Origin of the sequence: Pseudomonas sp. FP2294, from assembly GCF_030687625.1 — a bacterium.
In the GTDB taxonomy this organism is placed as follows: Bacteria; Pseudomonadota; Gammaproteobacteria; order Pseudomonadales; family Pseudomonadaceae; genus Aquipseudomonas; species Aquipseudomonas shahriarae.
On sequence record NZ_CP117441.1, the window covers coordinates 3,894,507 to 3,913,286 of the forward strand.

Below are 18,780 nucleotides of genomic sequence, written 5' to 3' on the forward strand. Positions count from 1 at the left end.
ATAAGGCGGCGCATTTTAGCAGAGCGCTGGGCTATCGGTAAGCGGTGTTTGGCAGTCCATTGCAAATCAATGGGTTGTGGCAAGCCATGGCCATCTCAAGTCAGGCAAAAACCAATGTGGGAGCGGGCTTGCCCGCGATAGCGGCGTGCCAGTCAACTAAACTATCGACTGGTCCACCGTCATCGCGGGCAAGCCCGCTCCCACACAAGCCTGCATACACATTTGGATGTTTCAGCCGCGCTCTGGCTGGAAGCGCACCACAAAGCCCTTCAGGTTCTGCTGGCGACCCAGCAAGTCCCGCAGGCGGTCAGCCTCGGCACGCTCGATCAGCGGACCGACAAATACCCGATTCTTGCCATTGGCAGTTCGGATATACGCGTTATAACCCTGGCTGCGCAGGGTTTTCTGCAAGGCTTCGGCGCTTTCGCGATTGGACAGGCTGGCGAGTTGCACCGACCAACTGATCGGCAGGCCATTCGGATCAATACGGCTTTGCCCCACATCAGGCTTGCCCGGGGCTGCGGGCTGCGGTGCGACCGGTTTCGGCGCAGGAGCAGGTGCAGCCGGCTTGGCGGCAACCACAGGCGCAGGAGCAGGTTTTACCACCGGCACACTCGGCTGGATCGGCGCCGAAGGTGCTTGCTGTTCGGCAATTTCCGCATCGGTCGGCACCGGTTCTTCCTCGGGCAGCGCCTGCGGCTCAGGCACCACTACCGGCTCGACCTGGACCTGCGGCATCACCGGCGCCTGGGGCGCCGCCGGTGCTTCGACCGTAACCTGGCGCTGCTCGTCCTGGCGAGAAAACAGCATCGGCAGGAAAATCACCGCCAATGCCACCAGCACCAGGGCTCCGACCATTCGCTGCTTGTATGCGCTATCCAGTAATGCCATGTGCAGCTTCCTCCGTGGAGCGCCGGGCCAACCACTCAAGCGCCTCGGCAACACAATAAAATGATCCGAACAACAGAATCTCGTCCTCGGCCGTTGCCACCGCGCATTGAGCCTCCAATGCAGCGGTTACGCTTGCATGGGACGTCACCGTCGCGCCAAGGTTCTGCAACACCGCCTGCACATCATCCGCCGTACGGGTGCGCGGCGTATCCAGCGGGGCGACGGCCCAGGACTGCACACTGCCCAGCAAAGGCGCGACCACACCGTCCAGATCCTTGTCCGCCAGCAGGCCGAACACCGCCAGACGCCGACCCGCCGGCGCCTGGAGCGACAAACGACGCGCCAGGTACTGCGCAGCATGGGGGTTATGCCCGACATCCAGCAACAGGTTCAAGCGCTTGCCTTGCCACTCGAACGAGCGACGATCCAGGCGCCCGACCACCTGCGTACGCTGCAAGGTATCGGCAATCTGCCCGGCATTCCACGGCAGATCCAGCAACAGGTAGGCCTGCAGGGCGAGCGCGGCGTTTTCCATGGGCAGGTTCAGCAGCGGCAGGTCGTGCAGCTCGACCCCCTGGCCCCGCGCATCGACACCGTGCCACGACCAGCGATCGCCTGCCACTTCCAGGCCGAAGTCCCGGCCCCGCAGGAAAAACGGGCAATCCAGCTCGCGCACCTTATCCAGCAAGGTATGGGGCGGGTCCACATCACCGCACAGCGCCGGCTTGCCCTGGCGGAAGATCCCGGCCTTTTCATAGGCCACGGATTCGCGGGTATCGCCCAGGTAGTCAGCATGATCCACACCAATGCTGGTCACCAACGCGAGGTCGGCATCCACCACATTGACGGTATCCAGACGACCGCCCAGACCGACTTCCAGCACCACCGCATCCAGTTGTTCACGCTCGAACAGCCAGAACGCGGCCAGGGTGCCCATCTCGAAATAGGTCAGGGAGGTTTCGCCACGTCCAGCATCCAGCGCCGCAAAGGCTTCGCATAACTGCTCGTCAGTGGCTTCGACGCCATTGAGCTGCACACGCTCGTTGTAACGCAGCAAGTGCGGCGAGCTGTAGACGCCCACCTTCAGGCCCTGGGCCTGCAGCAACGCGGCGACGAAAGCGCAGGTAGAACCCTTGCCGTTGGTGCCAGTGACCGTGATCACCCGTGGCGCCGGCCGCCCCAACCCAAGGCGGGCCGCTACCTGTTGCGAGCGCTCCAGCCCCATGTCGATGGCTGACGGATGCAACTGCTCGAGGTAGGCGAGCCATTCGCCCAGGGTTCGTTGGGTCATAGGTTTGCAGGCACCGGCGGCACAACGATGGGCTCGACCTTAGGCGCGACGTACACCGGGGTCGGCAAACCCATCATCTGTGCCAGCAGGTTGCCCAGGCGCGGACGCAGTTCGGAACGGGCAATGATCATGTCGATGGCGCCGTGCTCCAGCAGGAACTCGCTGCGCTGGAAGCCTTCCGGCAGTTTTTCACGTACGGTCTGCTCGATCACGCGTGGGCCGGCAAAGCCGATCAGCGCCTTGGGCTCGCCGACAATCACGTCGCCCAGCATCGCCAGGCTGGCGGAAACGCCGCCGTAGACCGGGTCGGTCAGGACCGAGATGAACGGGATGCCTTCTTCACGCAGACGCGCCAGTACCGCAGAGGTCTTGGCCATTTGCATCAGCGAAATCAGCGCTTCCTGCATCCGCGCACCACCGGAGGCGGCGAAGCAGATCATCGGGCAACGGTTTTCCAGGGCGTAGTTGGCGGCGCGTACAAAACGCTCACCGACAATGGCGCCCATCGAGCCACCCATGAAGGAGAACTCAAACGCCGACACCACCACTGGCATGCCCAGCAGCTTGCCGCTGACGGAGATCAGCGCGTCTTTCTCGCCCGTCTGCTTTTGCGCAGCGGTCAGGCGGTCCTTGTACTTCTTGCCGTCGCGGAACTTGAGGCGGTCCACCGGTTCCAGGTCAGCGCCCAGCTCGGCACGGCCATCGGCGTCGAGGAAAATGTCGATACGGGCGCGGGCGCCGATACGCATGTGGTGATTGCACTTGGGGCAAACGTCCAGGGTCTTTTCCAGCTCCGGGCGGTACAACACCGCGTCGCAGGAGGGGCACTTGTGCCACAGACCTTCAGGGACCGAGCTTTTCTTCACCTCGGAACGCATGATCGAGGGGATCAGTTTGTCTACTAACCAGTTGCTCATGCTTTCTTTCTCCAGTACCGGTGGCTTGAACACAGCCCCGCGTATGCCCTTGAGCTAAATTCATTGATGTGGCGATAACAACTGCAGGACGGGGTCAGACGTTCGACCAGCCATTTCCTGCACCTGCCCTCAGCCTTCCAGACAACCCGCCAGTGCGTGGTTGCCACTTCATTGGCGCCGCCCGAGGGCAACGCCGGCCTGTTTTACACAGTGGTAGTTACTGACGGCGGCAGACTGCCAGCCGTCACATCGCGCCACTGCTGCTGCGCACTGCCTGCATGAATGCGTGAATCTTGCCAGAGTCCTTGATGCCCTTGGCCTGCTCCACCCCGCCACTGACGTCGACGGCATACGGGCGAACCTGGGCAATGGCCTGCGCCACATTGTCAGCGCACAAGCCACCCGCCAGGATGATCGGCTTGCTCAAGCCCTGGGGGATCAGCGACCAATCGAAGGCCTCGCCGGTACCGCCAGGAATGCCCTCGACATAGGCATCGAGCAAAATCCCGCTGGCCCCGGCGTAGGCGGCACAACTGGCGGCGATATCGTCCCCGGCCTTGACCCGCAGCGCCTTGATATACGGGCGATGGTAGCCGGCGCACTCCTCCGGGGTTTCGTCGCCATGGAACTGCAACAGGTCCAGGGGCACCGCATCCAGGGTTTCATTGAGCTCGCAGGCGCTGGCGTTGACGAACAGCCCCACAGTGGTCACGAACGGCGGCAAGCCGGCAATGATCGCCCGGGCCTGTTGCACCGTTACCGCCCGCGGGCTCTTGGCATAAAACACAAAGCCAATGGCGTCAGCCCCCGCCTCGACTGCCGCCAGCGCGTCTTCCATGCGGGTAATCCCGCAAATCTTGCTGCGAACGCCTGACATATCGTCGGAACCTCAGGGGGCTGTCCAGGAAAGTCCCGGATGGTAACAAATGCTTTTCCGGGCGTCAGCCGCCAAGTTCAGTGAAACCAGTGAGGAAGTGTGGCCCGATGAAACGCTGCGGCAACTCGAACTCGTCGCGGTACTCCACCTCCACCAGGTACAGGCCGAACGGGTGCGCCGTAACCCCGCCGGTACGCCGCACCCGGCTCTCCAGCACCTCCCTGGCCCACTCCACCGGGCGCTCGCCGGTGCCGATGGTCATCAGCACCCCGGCGATATTGCGCACCATATGGTGCAGGAACGCCCCGGCGCGGATATCCAGGACAATCATCTTGCCGTGACGGGTCACCCGCAGGTGGTGGACTTCCTTGATCGGCGACTTGGCCTGGCACTGGCCGGCGCGAAAGGCGCTGAAATCGTGGATCCCCACCAGATGCTGGGCCGCTTCAGCCATGCGCTCGGCGTCCAGCGGACGGTGGTTCCAGGTGATTTCTTCGTTCAAGTGCGCCGGACGGATCTGATCGTTGTAGATCACATAGCGGTAACGCCGGGCAATCGCCTTGAACCGCGCATGGAAGTGCGCCGGCATAACCTTGGCCCAGCTGACACTGACATCGTGGGGCAGATTGATATTGGCGCCCATGACCCACGCCTTCATCGAACGCTCGGCCTGGGTGTCAAAATGCACCACTTGCCCGCAGGCATGTACGCCCGCGTCGGTGCGCCCGGCGCACATCAATGAAACCGGCGAGTCGGCGACCTTCGACAGGGCCTTCTCCAGGGTTTCCTGCACGGTCGGCACGCCAGAGGCCTGGCGCTGCCAGCCGCGATAGCGCGAGCCTTTGTATTCCACGCCCAGGGCGATTCTGAAAAAGCCGGCGGCCGCCATTTCGGCGGCCGCGTTATCTATATTTGCCAAGAGCTGAGAGCCTGATAGTTGCGCAAAGGCGGCCATTATAAAGTGCCAGGCCTGGGCCTGGGGCATTTTGTGGGCGCTGGCTTGCCTGCGATAGCCGCGCCTCGTTTTTACTGAGGGACCGAGTCGCCTCTATCGCGGGCAAGCCCGACTCCCCCATTTAAATGCAAAACGGCGACCCGAAGGCCGCCGCTGCGTTAATTGCCGGTAATCACACCAGGCGGCTGAGCATTTCCTTGGCTTCGCTACGCTGGCCGTCGTCACCCTCAGTGAGGACTTCGGCCAGGATGTCACGCGCACCGCCCTCATCGCCCATGTCGATGTAAGCCTGGGCCAGGTCGAGTTTGGTGGCAACTTCGTCGGTACCCGACAGGAAATCGAATTCCGGCTCATCGTCGCCCTTTGCCGCATCTTCAGCGGTGAAGCTCGGTTCGATCGACGGGCTTTCCAGGCTCTGCGACAGACGTTCCAGCTCGGCGTTGACGTCGTCAAGCTCCGAGGCGAATGCGTCCGGCTTGCTCGATGATGCAGGCTCGTCGGCCAGGGACAGGTCGAAGTCTTCCGGCAGGTCAAAGTCATCCAGCGCAGCTGGCGTCAGGGTGGGCGGCTCGACCGGCGGCAGGTCCTTCATCTCTTCTTCCAGGCCCGAGAGGAAGTCATCGTCGGACTGGGAGGCTGGCGCATCCAGCTGCAAGTCGAGGTCAAAGTCGGACAGATCGTCCGGGCTGGCCTTGGCCTCGGTTTGCTGCTGCAGCACCGACTCAAAGCTCAGGTCATCGACCTCGGGCTCCGGCGCGACCACTGCCGGCGACGCGGCTTCCAGGTCATCCAGGCTCAGGTCGAAATCATTGTCGAAAGCATCGGTTTCAGGCGCGGGAGCAGGCGCCGGTTCTTCCTGGAGCAGATCCTTGACGTACTGCGCATCAAGCGCGGCGGCGGCGACCGCAGCACTGACGCCCGCCGCGAGCACGGCCATGGCCGGGTAGCGATTTTTCAACAGCTCGACCTGGGCGTGGTTCTCGCCATTGGCGACCAACTGGCGCTCCTGGGTCACGAAACCGTCCTTGTCGCCCTGCTGGCCGTAGACTTCCAGGAGCTTGAGGCGCAGGTCACTGCGCGCGGGCTCCAGCTTGATCGCCTCTTCCAGCACGGCCGCCGCCTGGTTCAAGTGACCACGGTCCAGATGGGACTGGGCCTGGGCCAGGGCATCGGAGGAACCGGGTTCGATGATCAGTTTGCTTGGCGGCGCCATGCTGGTCGCCGGGGCAGGCACCGGCGCCACGGCAACCGGAGCTGGAGCTGGAGCTGGAGCTGGAGCTGGAGCTGGAGCTGGAGCCAGCTTGACGCTTGCCGCCGGGACTTCAAGGCCCTCGAAACTGTCCAGAGACAGGTCCTGCTCAATATTCGAGGAAAATTCCGGCTCTTCGGCCAGCGCCCGCGCCATGCGCAGGTGTTTTTCCTCTTCCAGGCGCGCATTGCGATGGCGCGCCCATAGCAGCAGGAGCAACAACACCAGGAGGCCGGCGGCACCACCGATCACCCCGAGGACGATAGGGTTGGTCAGCAGGTCATTGAACTTGCCTTCGGTGCTGGCCACTGGCGCGGGCTCAGCCGGGGTTTCCACTGGCGCGACCACCGGCGCTTCGGCAGCCGGAGCAGGGGCAGCAGGCGCGGTCGGCGCCGCAGCCAGTTCGGCAGGGATTACAGCCGGCTGCGCCGGGGCGCCGCCTTCAGCCTGCAACTTGGCCAGTTGGTTGTTTTTCAACTCAATCAGCCGCTGCAGCTTGTCCAACTGACTTTGCAGGTCAGTCATGCGGCTTTTCAGTTCTTCATTTTCGCGGCGGGTCGAATCCAGGCTTTCCTGGGTCACCGCCAGCTTGTTGTTCAAAGCCTTGCTATCACCCGCCGCGCCCTTGACGCCCGCCTTGGCGGCTTCGGCCGAGACCAGGCTCAGGTTGTCCTTCGCTGCCGTCTGCGACGGCGCTGCGCCGGCCTGGGTACGTTTGGTCGCATCCAGTTGCTGGCGCCCCGCTGCCTGATTGTTAGCGCCACGGCGCCCCTGGCGCCAGGCCGCATTCTGCGCGGTCACTTCGGCGATCGCCTCGGGCTGCGGCAGACTGGTGCTTTGTACCGGGTCCGGCATGCGCAATACCTGGCCGGTCTTCATACGGTTGATGTTGCCGTCGACAAAGGCTCCCGGGTTCAACGCCTGGATCGCCAGCATGGTCTGCTGGATCGAGCCGCCATTGCGATTTTTTGCGGCGATTTCCCACAGGGTGTCGCGAGAAGTCGTGGTGTATTCCGCCGCCTTGGTCACACTGGCAGCAGCAGGCGGGGCAAGACGGGGTGCCGGGGCGCTGGCCTCAGGGGCTTTTTGCTCGAACTTGGCCGGGTCCAGCAAGACGCTGTAGTCACGCATCAACCGACCATTCGGCCATTGCACCTGCAACAGGAAGCGTACATAGGAATCAGGCAATGGCTTGCTCGAGGTGACACGAACCACACTGCGACCGCTGGGGTTGAGCACCGGGGTAAAGGTCAGCTCATCGAGGAACGCCTGGCGATCGACCCCCGCATCCACAAAGGCCTGGGAAGACGCGAGGCTGGGCACGATATCGGAGGCTGTCAGCCCGCCCACGTCGAGCAGCTCGATCTCCACCGACAGAGGCTGGTTCAACTTCGACTTGAGGGTCATCTCCCCAAGTTGCAGCGCTTGCGCCATACCGGAGGACAGCGCCGAGGCGGCCGCTATTGCTAACACCAGTTTGCGAACTTGAACCATAGCCTCATCCTTTGTTTGAACACTCCTCGGCCGGCGAGAAGGTTGGGTACCGCTGCCATTCGGCATGGCGAGCCGATAGTTCACCGACGCGCAACTTTTCCTGCATGGGGCCAAGCATAGCGCTTGGCTAGAATCAATCTACAAATTGCCGCCAAGTATCTTTTACACAAGGTGTTTTATCAACAACTGTGCCAGTTGCACGGCGTTAAGCGCCGCGCCTTTGCGTACGTTATCTGACGTCAGCCACAAGTTTAGTTCCGCCGGGTCGTCGATGCCGGCACGCACCCGCCCCACGTAGACCACGTCCTGACCGACCGCATCCCCAACGGCTGTAGGGTAATCGCCCTCTTCCACCAGTTCGATGCCCGGCGCCGCTTCCAACGCGCGATTCACTGCGCCCAGGTCCACAGCGCCCGCCAGTTGCAGGGACACGCTCAGGCTATCGCCAAAAAACACCGGAGCTTGAACGCAGGTCGCGGAAATTTTCAGTAACGGTAGTTCAAGCAGGGCGCGCAGTTCGTGGACCAGGCGCTTTTCCAGGGCAGTGTGGCCCTGCGCATCCGGCGTGCCGACCTGGGCCAACAGGTTGAAAGCCATCTGCCGGTCAAAGAATTTGGGTTCCAGGGGCCGTACATTCAGCAGCTCGGCGGTTTGCCGGGCCAGTTCGCTGACGGCTTCACGGCCCTGGGCGGACACCGCCAGGTTAGCGGTGACGCTGACGCGCTGGATATCCAACAGCCCCCGCAGCGGCGCGAGGACCACTGCCAGATGGGTGGCGCAAGGGCTTGGGCTACCGAGCTGGAATGGCTTTTTCAAACCGTCCAGCATCTGGGCATTGGCTTCCGGCACCACCTGGGGCGCCTGTTCGGCCGGCAAGGCGCCGGACAGGTCGATCAACGAGCAACCCGCCGCAGTGGCGCGGGGGGCGAAACTCAAGGTGACCGCCGGGCCTGCGGCGAAGAAAGCCAGTTGCACCTTGCTGAAATCAAATTCATCGACTTCCCGCACCCGCACATTTTTGCCGCGAAACGGCACCGACGCGCCGGCCGACTCGCTACTGGCCAGCAGGTGCAAGGTGCCTACCGGGAAGTCCAGCTCTTCGAGGATCTGCACCAGGGTTTCGCCAACCGTACCGGTGGCGCCGATCACGGCGATATCAAAGGTCTGGGTCATGGAGGCTGCCTCGGGCATTGCGGGGGGAGCGGCACTTTACCGGGTGGTGGGGAGTGAGGCAATGATCGTTCCCATGCTCTGCGTGGGAACGCTGCCGTGGACGCTCCGCGTCCATTCCTGAGGCTGTGACGCGGAGCGTCAGGGGAGGCATTCCCACGCGGAGCGTGGGAACGATCAGGCATAAAAAACCCGCGCCTGTCACCAGAACGCGGGTTTCTTCAACACCACAAAGCGATCAACGCTCCAGCAGGATCCGCAACATCCGGCGCAGCGGCTCGGCCGCGCCCCACAGCAGCTGGTCACCTACAGTGAAGGCGCCCAGGTACTGGGTGCCCATGTTCAGCTTGCGCAGACGGCCCACCGGTACATTCAGGGTGCCTGTGACCTTGGTCGGGCTCAGCTCCTGCATGCTGATTTCGCGGCTGTTCGGCACCAGCTTGACCCACGGGTTGTGCTGGCTGATCAGCCCTTCGATGTCGGCGATCGGCACGTCTTTGTTGAGCTTGATGGTCAGCGCCTGGCTATGGCAGCGCATGGCGCCGATCCGCACACAGATACCGTCCACCGGGATCGGGTTCTTGAAGCGCCCGAGGATCTTGTTGGTCTCGGCCTGGGCCTTCCACTCTTCGCGGCTCTGGCCGTTCGGCAGTTCCTTGTCGATCCACGGGATCAGGCTGCCGGCCAAGGGCACGCCGAAGTTCTCGGTCGGGTAGGCGTCGCTGCGCATGGCCTCGGCCACACGGCGGTCGATGTCGAGGATCGCGCTGGCCGGGTCGGCCAGTTGATCGGCGACGGCCGCGTGGGTCGCGCCCATCTGCTTGATCAGCTCACGCATGTTCTGCGCGCCGGCACCGGAGGCCGCCTGATAGGTCATGGCGCTCATCCACTCCACCAGCCCGGCTTCGAACAGGCCACCCAGGCCCATCAGCATCAGGCTGACGGTGCAGTTGCCGCCGACATAGTTCTTGGTGCCGGCGTCGAGCTGCTGGTCGATGACCTTGCGGTTGACCGGGTCGAGGATGATCACCGCGTCGTCCTGCATACGCAGGCTGGACGCGGCGTCGATCCAGTAGCCCTGCCAGCCGGCTTCGCGCAGCTTGGGGAAGACTTCACTGGTGTAGTCGCCACCCTGGCAGGTCAGAATGACGTCGAGGGTCTTCAGCTCTTCAATGTTGTAGGCGTCCTTGAGCGGGGCGATATCCTTGCCCACGGACGGCCCTTGGCCACCGACATTCGAAGTGGTGAAAAACACCGGCTCAATAAGATCGAAATCCTGCTCTTCCAGCATCCGCTGCATGAGCACGGAACCGACCATACCGCGCCAACCGATCAGACCTACACGTTTCATCGCAACTACACCTTGTTAAAAAGTGGGCCGCCTTGCAGCAACAACTGCAAGCGGGCCAGAGAGATTACAGATTCCGCAGCGCGGCGACTACTGCGTCGCCCATTTCCTGCGTCCCGACCTTGGTGCAACCCTGTGACCAGATGTCGCCGGTACGCAGGCCCTGGTCCAGCACCAGGCTCACCGCCTGCTCGATGGCATCCGCCGCTGCGCTCAGGTTGAAGCTGTAGCGCAACATCATCGACACCGACAAAATGGTCGCCAACGGGTTGGCAATGCCCTGGCCCGCGATGTCCGGCGCCGAACCGTGGCACGGCTCGTACATGCCCTTGTTGTTGGTGTCCAGGGACGCCGACGGCAGCATGCCGATGGAACCGGTGAGCATCGAAGCCTGGTCAGACAGGATGTCGCCAAACAGGTTGTCGGTGACGATCACGTCGAACTGCTTGGGCGCACGCACCAGTTGCATGGCGGCGTTATCCACATACATGTGGCTCAGCTCGACGTCCGGGTAATCCTTGGCCACTTCTTCGACGATTTCGCGCCACAGTTGGCTGGACGCCAGGACATTGGCCTTGTCCACCGAGCAGACCTTCTTGCCACGCACACGGGCCATGTCGAAACCGACACGGGCGATGCGGCGGATTTCGCTCTCGCTGTACGGCAGGGTGTCGTAGGCCTGGCGCTCGCCATTCTCCAGCTCACGCACGCCCCGTGGCGAGCCGAAGTAGATGCCACCGGTCAGCTCACGCACGATCAGGATATCCAGGCCTGCCACCACTTCCGGCTTGAGGCTCGACGCGTCGGCCAGTTGCGGATAGAGGATCGCCGGGCGCAGGTTACCGAACAGGCCCAGTTGCGCACGGATCTTCAGCAGGCCGCGTTCTGGGCGGATGTCGCGTTCGATCTTGTCCCATTTCGGCCCGCCCACGGCGCCGAGTAGCACGGCGTCGGCAGCTCGGGCGCGGTCGAGGGTTTCATCGGCCAGGGGCACGCCGTGCTTGTCGATGGCGGCGCCGCCGATCACGTCGTGGCTCAATTCAAAGCCCAGGCTGTACTTGCTGTTGGCCAATTCCAGGACCTTGACCGCTTCGGCCATGATTTCCGGGCCAATACCGTCGCCAGGGAGAATCAGAATCTGCTTGCTCATGAGTTCCTCATTTCATCAAGCGACCCGCCCGTGGGCAGGTCGGGAAAAATTAATCAGCGCTCAGCGAACACCACCAGCACGTCGGTGCTGAAGGTGCCGTCGGCTTGAATTTCATAGTAATCGCGCACTTCCTGGCCCATCGCCTGCTGCAACGCCAGGATTGCTGCGCGCAATACGGGCGGGGTGCGCATGCGCTCGACCCACGAGGTGTATTCCAGGCGCAGGCGCTGTCGACTGCTGTTGCGCACATGCAGGCCGGCTTCGTTGAGCTGGCGCATCCACTCGCCGGCGCAATAATCGCGCACATGGCTGGTGTCGCGCAGCACTTCGACGGTTTGCAGGTAAGTGTCCAACAGCGGGCTGCCCGGTGACAAGACATCGACAAACGCCGCCACGCCGCCCGGCTTGAGCACCCGGCGCACTTCGCGCAGGGCCAGGCCGAGGTCGCTCCAGTGATGGGCCGAGTAGCGGCTGAACACGAAGTCGAACTCGCCATCGGCGAATGGCAGGCGCTCGGCGGCGCCGTGCAGGGTGCGGATGTTGTCCAGACCGCGCTCCACGGCCGCCGCCGCGACCACGTCGAGCATCTGCTGGGACAGGTCGTAGGCCACCACTTCCTTGACCAGCGGTGCTACATGGAAACTCACGTGACCGGCGCCACAGCCCAGGTCCAGCAGGCGTGCCGCGCCCTGCCCGGCCAGTTCGGCCTGCAGCAGTGCGAACTCGGTGCCCTGGGCGTGCACGGCACTGCTCAGGTAGGCCGAGGCCTGTTCGCCGAATTGTTTTTGCACGACTTGGGTGTGGGCGGTGCTGGTCATGGTGATGTTCCTGGCTTTTGTGGTGTTCATACAGGCCCTTTCGCGAGCAAGCCCGCTCCCACATTTGAGCGCATTTCAACTGAAGGAGCTCGGTCGAATGCGAGAGCGGGCTTGCTCGCGAAGGGGCCAGTCCAACCTACATAGAATTACGCATCACGAAACAACCAAGGCTGGCTGGCCCGGTGCTTGGCTTCAAACGCGGCAATCGCCTCGCCGTCCTGCAAGGTCAGGCCGATATCGTCCAGGCCATTGATCAGGCAGTGTTTGCGGAAGGCATCCACTTCAAAGTGGTACACCTTGCCATCCGGACGGGTCACGGTCTGCGCGGCGAGGTCGACGATCAACTGGTAGCCGACATTGGCTTCCACTTGCTGGAACAACTCGTCCACTTCGGCATCGCTCAAGATGATCGGCAGCAAGCCGTTCTTGAAGCTGTTGTTGAAGAAGATGTCGGCGTAGCTCGGCGCAATAATGCTGCGAAAGCCATATTCTTCCAGGGCCCACGGCGCGTGTTCACGGCTGGAGCCGCAACCGAAGTTTTCCCGGGCCAACAACACGCTGGCGCCCTGATAGCGCTCGGCGTTGAGCACAAAATCCTTGTTCAACGGGCGCTTGGAGTTGTCCTGGTAGGCGTAGCCCACGTCCAGGTAGCGCCACTCATCGAACAGGTTCGGGCCGAAACCGGTGCGCTTGATCGACTTCAAGAACTGCTTGGGGATGATCTGGTCGGTGTCCACGTTGGCACGGTCCAACGGCGCGACAAGACCGGTGTGTTGGGTAAAAGCTCTCATCGGGTATTCCTCAGATCAATTCGCGAACGTCGATGAAACGACCGTTGACGGCAGCGGCGGCGGCCATGGCCGGGCTGACCAGGTGGGTACGGCCACCGGCGCCCTGACGCCCTTCGAAGTTACGGTTGGAGGTGGACGCGCAATGCTCCCCCGACTCCAAACGGTCCGGGTTCATCGCCAGGCACATCGAGCAGCCCGGCTCACGCCATTCAAAACCGGCTTCGAGGAAGATCTTGTCCAGCCCTTCGGCCTCAGCCTGGGCCTTCACCAGGCCCGAACCTGGCACCACAATGGCTTGCTTGATGGTCGAGGCCACTTTGCGGCCCTTGGCGATCACCGCCGCGGCGCGCAAGTCTTCGATCCGCGAGTTGGTGCAGGAACCGATAAACACGCGGTCCAACTGGATGTCGGTGATCGCCTGGTTGGCTTTCAAGCCCATGTACTTCAAGGCGCGCTCGATGGAGCCGCGCTTGACCAGATCGGCTTCCTGGGCCGGGTCCGGCACGTTCTGATCAACGGCCAGGACCATTTCCGGCGAGGTGCCCCAGCTGACCTGTGGCTTGATCTGGGCCGCGTCGAGCTCGACCACGGTATCGAACACCGCGTCGGCGTCGGACACCAGGTCTTTCCAGGCCTCGACGGCAGCCTCCCACTCGGCGCCAGCCGGTGCGAAAGGTCGGCCTTTGACGTATTCCACGGTTTTTTCATCCGCCGCGACCATGCCCACCCGGGCACCGGCTTCGATGGACATGTTGCAGATGGTCATGCGGCCTTCGATGGACAGGTCGCGAATCGCGCTGCCGGCAAACTCGATGGCATGCCCGTTACCGCCAGCGGTACCGATCTTGCCGATCACGGCCAGCACGATGTCCTTGGCGGTCACACCGAACGGCAACTTGCCTTCGACGCGCACCAGCATGTTCTTCATTTTTTTGGCGACCAGGCACTGGGTGGCGAACACATGTTCTACCTCGGAGGTGCCAATGCCGTGGGCCAGGGCACCGAATGCACCGTGGGTCGAGGTGTGGGAGTCGCCGCAGACCACGGTCATGCCCGGCAAGGTCGCGCCCTGCTCCGGGCCGATCACGTGGACGATGCCCTGGCGCACGTCGTTCATCTTGAATTCGGTGATGCCGTACTCGTCGCAATAGTCGTCGAGAGTCTGGACCTGCAAGCGCGAGACCTGGTCGGCAATGGCTTCGATGCCGCCCTTGCGCTCCGGGGTGGTTGGCACGTTGTGGTCCGGGGTGGCGATGATCGAGTCGACGCGCCAAGGCTTGCGCCCGGCCAGTCGCAGGCCTTCGAACGCTTGGGGCGAGGTCACTTCGTGGATGATGTGACGGTCGATGTAGATCAGCGACGACCCATCATCGCGCCGTTTCACTTCATGGGAATCCCAGAGTTTGTCGTAAAGCGTTTTGCCGGCCATCAGTCGGTCCTCATCAGCGTCTTTCTATGCCCTGGGCGTTGAACGATTCAATAACCCTTTGGCTTGTGAGGCTGATGCTATGGCGTTACATTAAATAACTCAAATTCATATTTTTTATGCTTTGGATAACCAACTGGAATACCACTATGGACCTGGCCAACCTCAATGCCTTTATTGCCATCGCCGAAACCGGCAGCTTCTCCGGGGCCGGAGAGCGCCTGCACCTGACGCAACCAGCGATCAGCAAGCGCATTGCCGGCCTTGAGCAGCAATTGAAGGTGCGCTTGTTCGATCGGCTGGGCCGTGAGGTCGGCCTGACAGAGGCCGGACGCGCCCTGCTGCCCCGTGCCTATCAGATCCTCAATGTGCTGGACGACACTCGCCGCGCCCTGACCAACCTGACCGGCGAAGTCAGCGGGCGCCTGACTCTGGCGACCAGCCATCACATCGGCCTGCACCGCCTGCCACCGGTATTGCGCACTTTTACCCGGGAATACCCGAATGTGGCCCTGGATATTCAGTTCCTGGACTCGGAAGTGGCCTACGAGGAAATCCTCCACGGCCGCGCCGAAGTGGCGGTCATTACCCTGGCCCCGGAGCCCCACAGCCTGGTGCGGGCCACCCCGGTGTGGGACGACCCCCTGGATTTCGTGGTGGCGCCCGAACACAGCCTGGCCAGTAACGGCACCATCAGCCTGACCGACATTGCCCGGCACCCGGCGGTATTCCCCGGCGGCAACACCTTTACCCACCATATCGTGCACCGCCTGTTCGAGGCCCAGGGCCTGACGCCGAACATCGCCATGAGCACTAACTACCTGGAAACCATCAAGATGATGGTCTCCATCGGCCTGGCCTGGAGTGTCTTGCCACGCACCATGCTTGATGATCAAGTGGCCAGTATCGCTTTACCGGGCATACAGCTCAGTCGCCAGCTAGGCTATATCGTGCACACCGAAAGGACGCTGTCGAACGCTGCGCGGGCTTTCATGAGCCTATTGGATGCACAGGTTGATCCGGCCGCGACGCCGGCATGAGGCCGTGCGGCCTGTAGACCCTGTTCCCGCGCCGAATGCCCATCGAGCCAAGGCCCCTTGATAATGCCCAACCCCGTCGATCCCGTGCCGCCGCTGCCCCGCATCCACGCCCTGGACCCCCAGCAGGCGGAACAAAGCTGGGAAAATGCCCCGCAGCTGTTGGCGGCGCTCAATGCCGCACGGCTCGGTGCCTGGAGCTGGGATATCGACTGCGGGCGGATCAGTTGGTCGCGCGGCACCCAGGCGCTGTTCGGTTTCGACCCCCGGCAGCCGTTGCCCAAGGACCTGGACTACCTCGACTTGCTGGCCGCCGAAGACCGCGGCCGCGTGATCCGCGCGTTTCACGCGGTCCTGGCCGGCGCGCCCTTCGAGCAAGCCATGCATCACCGCATCCAGTGGCCGGACGGCAGCCTGCACTGGCTGGAAATCAACGGCAGCCTGCAGCCGGATGCCTCGGGGCGCCGCCGGATGATCGGGGTGATCCGTGAAACCACCCAGCAGCGCGAGCGCGAACATGCCCTGGGCCACTCGGAAAAACGCTTCGCCACGCTGTTCCACCTGTGCCCGAACATGGTCCTGCTGACCCGCCAGGAAGACGGCCTGATCAGCGAGGCCAACCAGTATTTCGAAAGCCTGTTCGGCTGGCCGGTCAACGATGCCATTGGTCGCACCACCCTCGACCTGGGGCTGTGGGTCCACCCCGAGCAACGGGCCCTGTTGGTCAGGGCGACCCAGCGCAAAGGCGAACCGATCACCATGGAGGTGCAATTTCGCGCCAGCAATGGGCAAATCCATGACGGCACCCTCAGTGCGCAAAAGGTCGAACTCGACGGCCAGGCCTACCTCATCAGCACCTTCCTCGACACCACCGAGCGCAAGAACGCCGAGCAGGCTCTCAAGGACAGTCAGGAGCGCCTGGACCTGGCCCTGGACTCGGCCCAACTGGGCACCTGGGACTGGCATATCCCCAGCGGCATGCTTTATGGCTCGGCGCGGGCCGCACAGTTGCACGGCCTGGATCCGCACCCGTTCCATGAGTCCTTCGATGCTTTTTTTGAAGGCATGCCCGATGAAGAGCGCGCCAGCATGCGCGATGCCTATCGCACCCTGCGTGAAGGGCCAGCCGGCAACTACCAGCTGACCTACCGCGTGCAACTGGGAGACGGCAGCTCGCGCTACCTGGAAAGCCGCGCCCGCCTGTATCGCGACGCCCAGGGCGCGCCGCTGCGCATGGCGGGCACCTTGCTGGATATCACCGACCAGGTCGAACGTGAACAGCGCCTGAGCGCCTCCGAAGAAAAGTTCGCCAGCCTGTTCCTCGCCAGCCCCGACCCGATTTGCGTAACCACTCTGGCCAGCGGCGAATTCGTTGAAATCAACCCCAGCTTTACCCAGACCTTTGGCTGGAGCGCCGCCGAAGTCATCAACCACACCGCCGAGCAGATCGGCTTGTGGGATGAGCCGACCCAACGCCTGCAGCGCATCGAGCAAGTGATTCGCGAACAGGCGCTGAACAATGTGGCCATCATCGTCCATCACAAAAATGGCCAGCGCCTGACCTGCATGATTTCCAGCCGGTTGATCAAGGTCGGCCACCAGCGCTGCGTGGTCACCACCCTGCGCGATATCACCCAGCAACAGCGCTCGGAGGCGGCGCTCAAGGCCAGCGAAGAAAAGTTCGCCAAGGCCTTCCATTCCAGCCCCGACGCCGTGTCCATTACCGAGCGCGACACCGGGCGCTACGTGGAGGTCAATGACGGTTTCTGCCGCCTGACCGGCTACCGCGCCGAGGAAGCGATCGGCCTAACCCTCTACCAGATCGGTATCTGGGCCGACGAAAACCAGCGCACCACGTTGTTGGCCGAATTACAGGTCAAAGGCCGCATCCATCACATGGACATGCTCTGGCACAACAAACGCGGCGAGTTGCTGGCGGTGGAGGTGTCGGTCGAGCCGATTACCCTCAATGAAACGCCGTGCCTGCTGCTGACCGCACGGGATGTGAGCCTGCTGAAAAGTGCGCAGGCGCAGATCCGTCACCTGGCTTATCACGACCCCCTGACCAACCTGCCCAACCGCGCCCTGCTGATGGACCGCCTGAGCCAGCAGATCGCCTTGCTCAAACGCCACAACCTGCGGGGCGCGCTGCTGTTTCTGGACCTGGATCACTTCAAGCACATCAACGATTCCCTCGGCCACCCGGTGGGCGACACCGTGCTGAAAATCGTCACCGCACGCCTGGAAGCCAGCGTGCGCATGGAGGACACGGTGGCGCGCCTGGGCGGCGATGAGTTCGTGGTGCTGCTCAGCGGCCTGGAGGGTTCGCGAACTGAGGTCAGTAAACAGGTGCAATTGCTGTCCAACACCCTGCGCGAGTTGCTGTCTGAGCCGATGTTTCTCGATGGCCAGCGCTTGCAGGTCACCCCCAGTATCGGCGTGGCGCTGATCCCCGATCACGGCTCGACGCCGGCAGACCTGCTCAAGCGCGCGGATATCGCCCTGTATCGGGCCAAGGACTCGGGGCGCAACACCACGCAGATGTTCCATAACAGCATGCAACGCACTGCCAGCGAGCGCCTGCGCATGGAGACGGATCTGCGCCTGGCGTTATCACGGGGCGAGTTCAGCGTGCATTACCAGCCCCAGGTGGATGCCCGGGACAATCGCATTGTCGGCGCCGAGGCCCTGGTGCGCTGGCAGCATCCGCAACTGGGCGCACAGTCACCCACAGAGTTCATCAAGGTTCTGGAGGACAGCGGACTGATCCTTGAGGTCGGCACCTGGATCCTCGACGAAGCCTGCGCCGCGTTTGCCCGCCTGATCGCCGAAGGCCTGGTGGAGCCGGAAGGCTTCAGCCTGTGCGTGAATATCAGCCCCCGGCAGTTTCGCCAGAACGACTTTGTCGAACGGGTGGAGCGCAGCCTGACGCAGCATCACTTGCCGTTCAGCTTGCTGAAACTGGAAATCACCGAAGGCATTGTGATTCAGAATCTGGACGACACCATCAGCAAAATGCGCCGCCTGAAAAAGCTCGGGGTCAGCTTTGCCATGGACGATTTCGGCACCGGTTATTCATCCTTGACCTACCTCAAGCGCCTGCCGGTCGATGCGTTGAAAATCGATCAGTCATTTGTGCGCGACGCCCCCCACGACCCCAACGACGCCGAGATCATCCGCGCGATCGTGGCCATGGCGCGCAGCCTGAACCTGGAGGTGATTGCCGAAGGTGTGGAAACCCCTGAGCAACTGGCGTTCCTGCAAGGCCTGGGCTGCCATTTGTATCAAGGCTATTTGCACAGCCGGCCATTGCCCCTGGAGGCATTTACGCTGCTATTGAGGTAAGCGCAGGGAGAGCGCCAAATA

At 62.7% G+C, this 18,780-nt stretch carries 14 protein-coding genes; 2 read left to right on the forward strand and 12 right to left on the reverse strand.

Annotated features, from left to right (window positions below):
• Nucleotides 1-231 precede the first annotated feature (231 nt).
• From PSH73_RS17305 to leuC, 12 genes are all read right to left on the reverse strand, one after another.
• Nucleotides 232-891, reverse strand: coding sequence for an SPOR domain-containing protein (locus PSH73_RS17305; RefSeq protein WP_057960176.1), 660 nt, complete (start codon nucleotides 889-891; stop codon nucleotides 232-234).
• Nucleotides 875-2,182, reverse strand: a complete 1,308-nt coding sequence (gene folC / locus PSH73_RS17310; RefSeq protein ID WP_057438611.1) for a bifunctional tetrahydrofolate synthase/dihydrofolate synthase — start codon at nucleotides 2,180-2,182, stop codon at nucleotides 875-877. The genes PSH73_RS17305 and folC overlap by 17 nt, the downstream gene beginning before the upstream one ends.
• Nucleotides 2,179-3,099, reverse strand: coding sequence for an acetyl-CoA carboxylase, carboxyltransferase subunit beta (gene accD / locus PSH73_RS17315; RefSeq protein WP_038442050.1), 921 nt, complete (start codon nucleotides 3,097-3,099; stop codon nucleotides 2,179-2,181). The genes folC and accD overlap by 4 nt, the downstream gene beginning before the upstream one ends.
• Before the next feature lie 244 nt (nucleotides 3,100-3,343).
• Nucleotides 3,344-3,976 carry a phosphoribosylanthranilate isomerase gene (locus PSH73_RS17320; RefSeq protein ID WP_057438610.1) on the reverse strand — a complete coding sequence of 211 codons (633 nt, stop codon included), beginning with the start codon at nucleotides 3,974-3,976 and terminating at the stop codon, nucleotides 3,344-3,346.
• A gap of 64 nt (nucleotides 3,977-4,040) precedes the next feature.
• Nucleotides 4,041-4,865, reverse strand: a complete 825-nt coding sequence (gene truA / locus PSH73_RS17325; RefSeq protein WP_057438609.1) for a tRNA pseudouridine(38-40) synthase TruA — start codon at nucleotides 4,863-4,865, stop codon at nucleotides 4,041-4,043.
• Nucleotides 4,866-5,103: 238 nt separating this feature from the next.
• A complete protein-coding gene (locus tag PSH73_RS17330; RefSeq protein ID WP_305461071.1) occupies nucleotides 5,104-7,674 on the reverse strand; it encodes a FimV/HubP family polar landmark protein in 2,571 nt (856 codons plus the stop codon).
• Between the two features lie 162 nt (nucleotides 7,675-7,836).
• Nucleotides 7,837-8,847 (reverse strand): aspartate-semialdehyde dehydrogenase, encoded by a 1,011-nt coding sequence (locus PSH73_RS17335; RefSeq protein ID WP_057960178.1) that lies wholly within the window; start codon nucleotides 8,845-8,847, stop codon nucleotides 7,837-7,839.
• A 235-nt stretch (nucleotides 8,848-9,082) separates the two neighbouring features.
• The gene (gene asd, locus PSH73_RS17340) at nucleotides 9,083-10,195 is read right to left on the reverse strand and encodes an aspartate-semialdehyde dehydrogenase (protein ID WP_057444111.1); all 1,113 of its coding nucleotides are present in this window, start codon (nucleotides 10,193-10,195) and stop codon (nucleotides 9,083-9,085) included.
• A 64-nt stretch (nucleotides 10,196-10,259) separates the two neighbouring features.
• Nucleotides 10,260-11,342, reverse strand: coding sequence for a 3-isopropylmalate dehydrogenase (leuB, locus tag PSH73_RS17345; protein ID WP_057438607.1), 1,083 nt, complete (start codon nucleotides 11,340-11,342; stop codon nucleotides 10,260-10,262).
• Nucleotides 11,343-11,395: 53 nt separating this feature from the next.
• Complete coding sequence (locus tag PSH73_RS17350; protein WP_057960179.1) at nucleotides 11,396-12,160, reverse strand: class I SAM-dependent methyltransferase; 765 nt, start codon at nucleotides 12,158-12,160, stop codon at nucleotides 11,396-11,398.
• 146 nt (nucleotides 12,161-12,306) lie between these two features.
• On the reverse strand, nucleotides 12,307-12,951 hold the full coding sequence (gene leuD / locus PSH73_RS17355) for a 3-isopropylmalate dehydratase small subunit (protein ID WP_057960180.1): 645 nt from the start codon (nucleotides 12,949-12,951) through the stop codon (nucleotides 12,307-12,309).
• A 10-nt stretch (nucleotides 12,952-12,961) separates the two neighbouring features.
• On the reverse strand, nucleotides 12,962-14,380 hold the full coding sequence (gene leuC, locus PSH73_RS17360) for a 3-isopropylmalate dehydratase large subunit (protein ID WP_057438604.1): 1,419 nt from the start codon (nucleotides 14,378-14,380) through the stop codon (nucleotides 12,962-12,964).
• A 146-nt stretch (nucleotides 14,381-14,526) separates the two neighbouring features.
• Between leuC and PSH73_RS17365 the strand changes: the two genes are divergently transcribed.
• Entirely contained in the window at nucleotides 14,527-15,417 is an 891-nt protein-coding gene (locus PSH73_RS17365) for a LysR family transcriptional regulator (protein ID WP_057438603.1), read from the forward strand.
• A 63-nt stretch (nucleotides 15,418-15,480) separates the two neighbouring features.
• The gene (locus PSH73_RS17370; protein ID WP_305461074.1) at nucleotides 15,481-18,759 is read left to right on the forward strand and encodes an EAL domain-containing protein; all 3,279 of its coding nucleotides are present in this window, start codon (nucleotides 15,481-15,483) and stop codon (nucleotides 18,757-18,759) included.
• Nucleotides 18,760-18,780 lie beyond the last annotated feature (21 nt).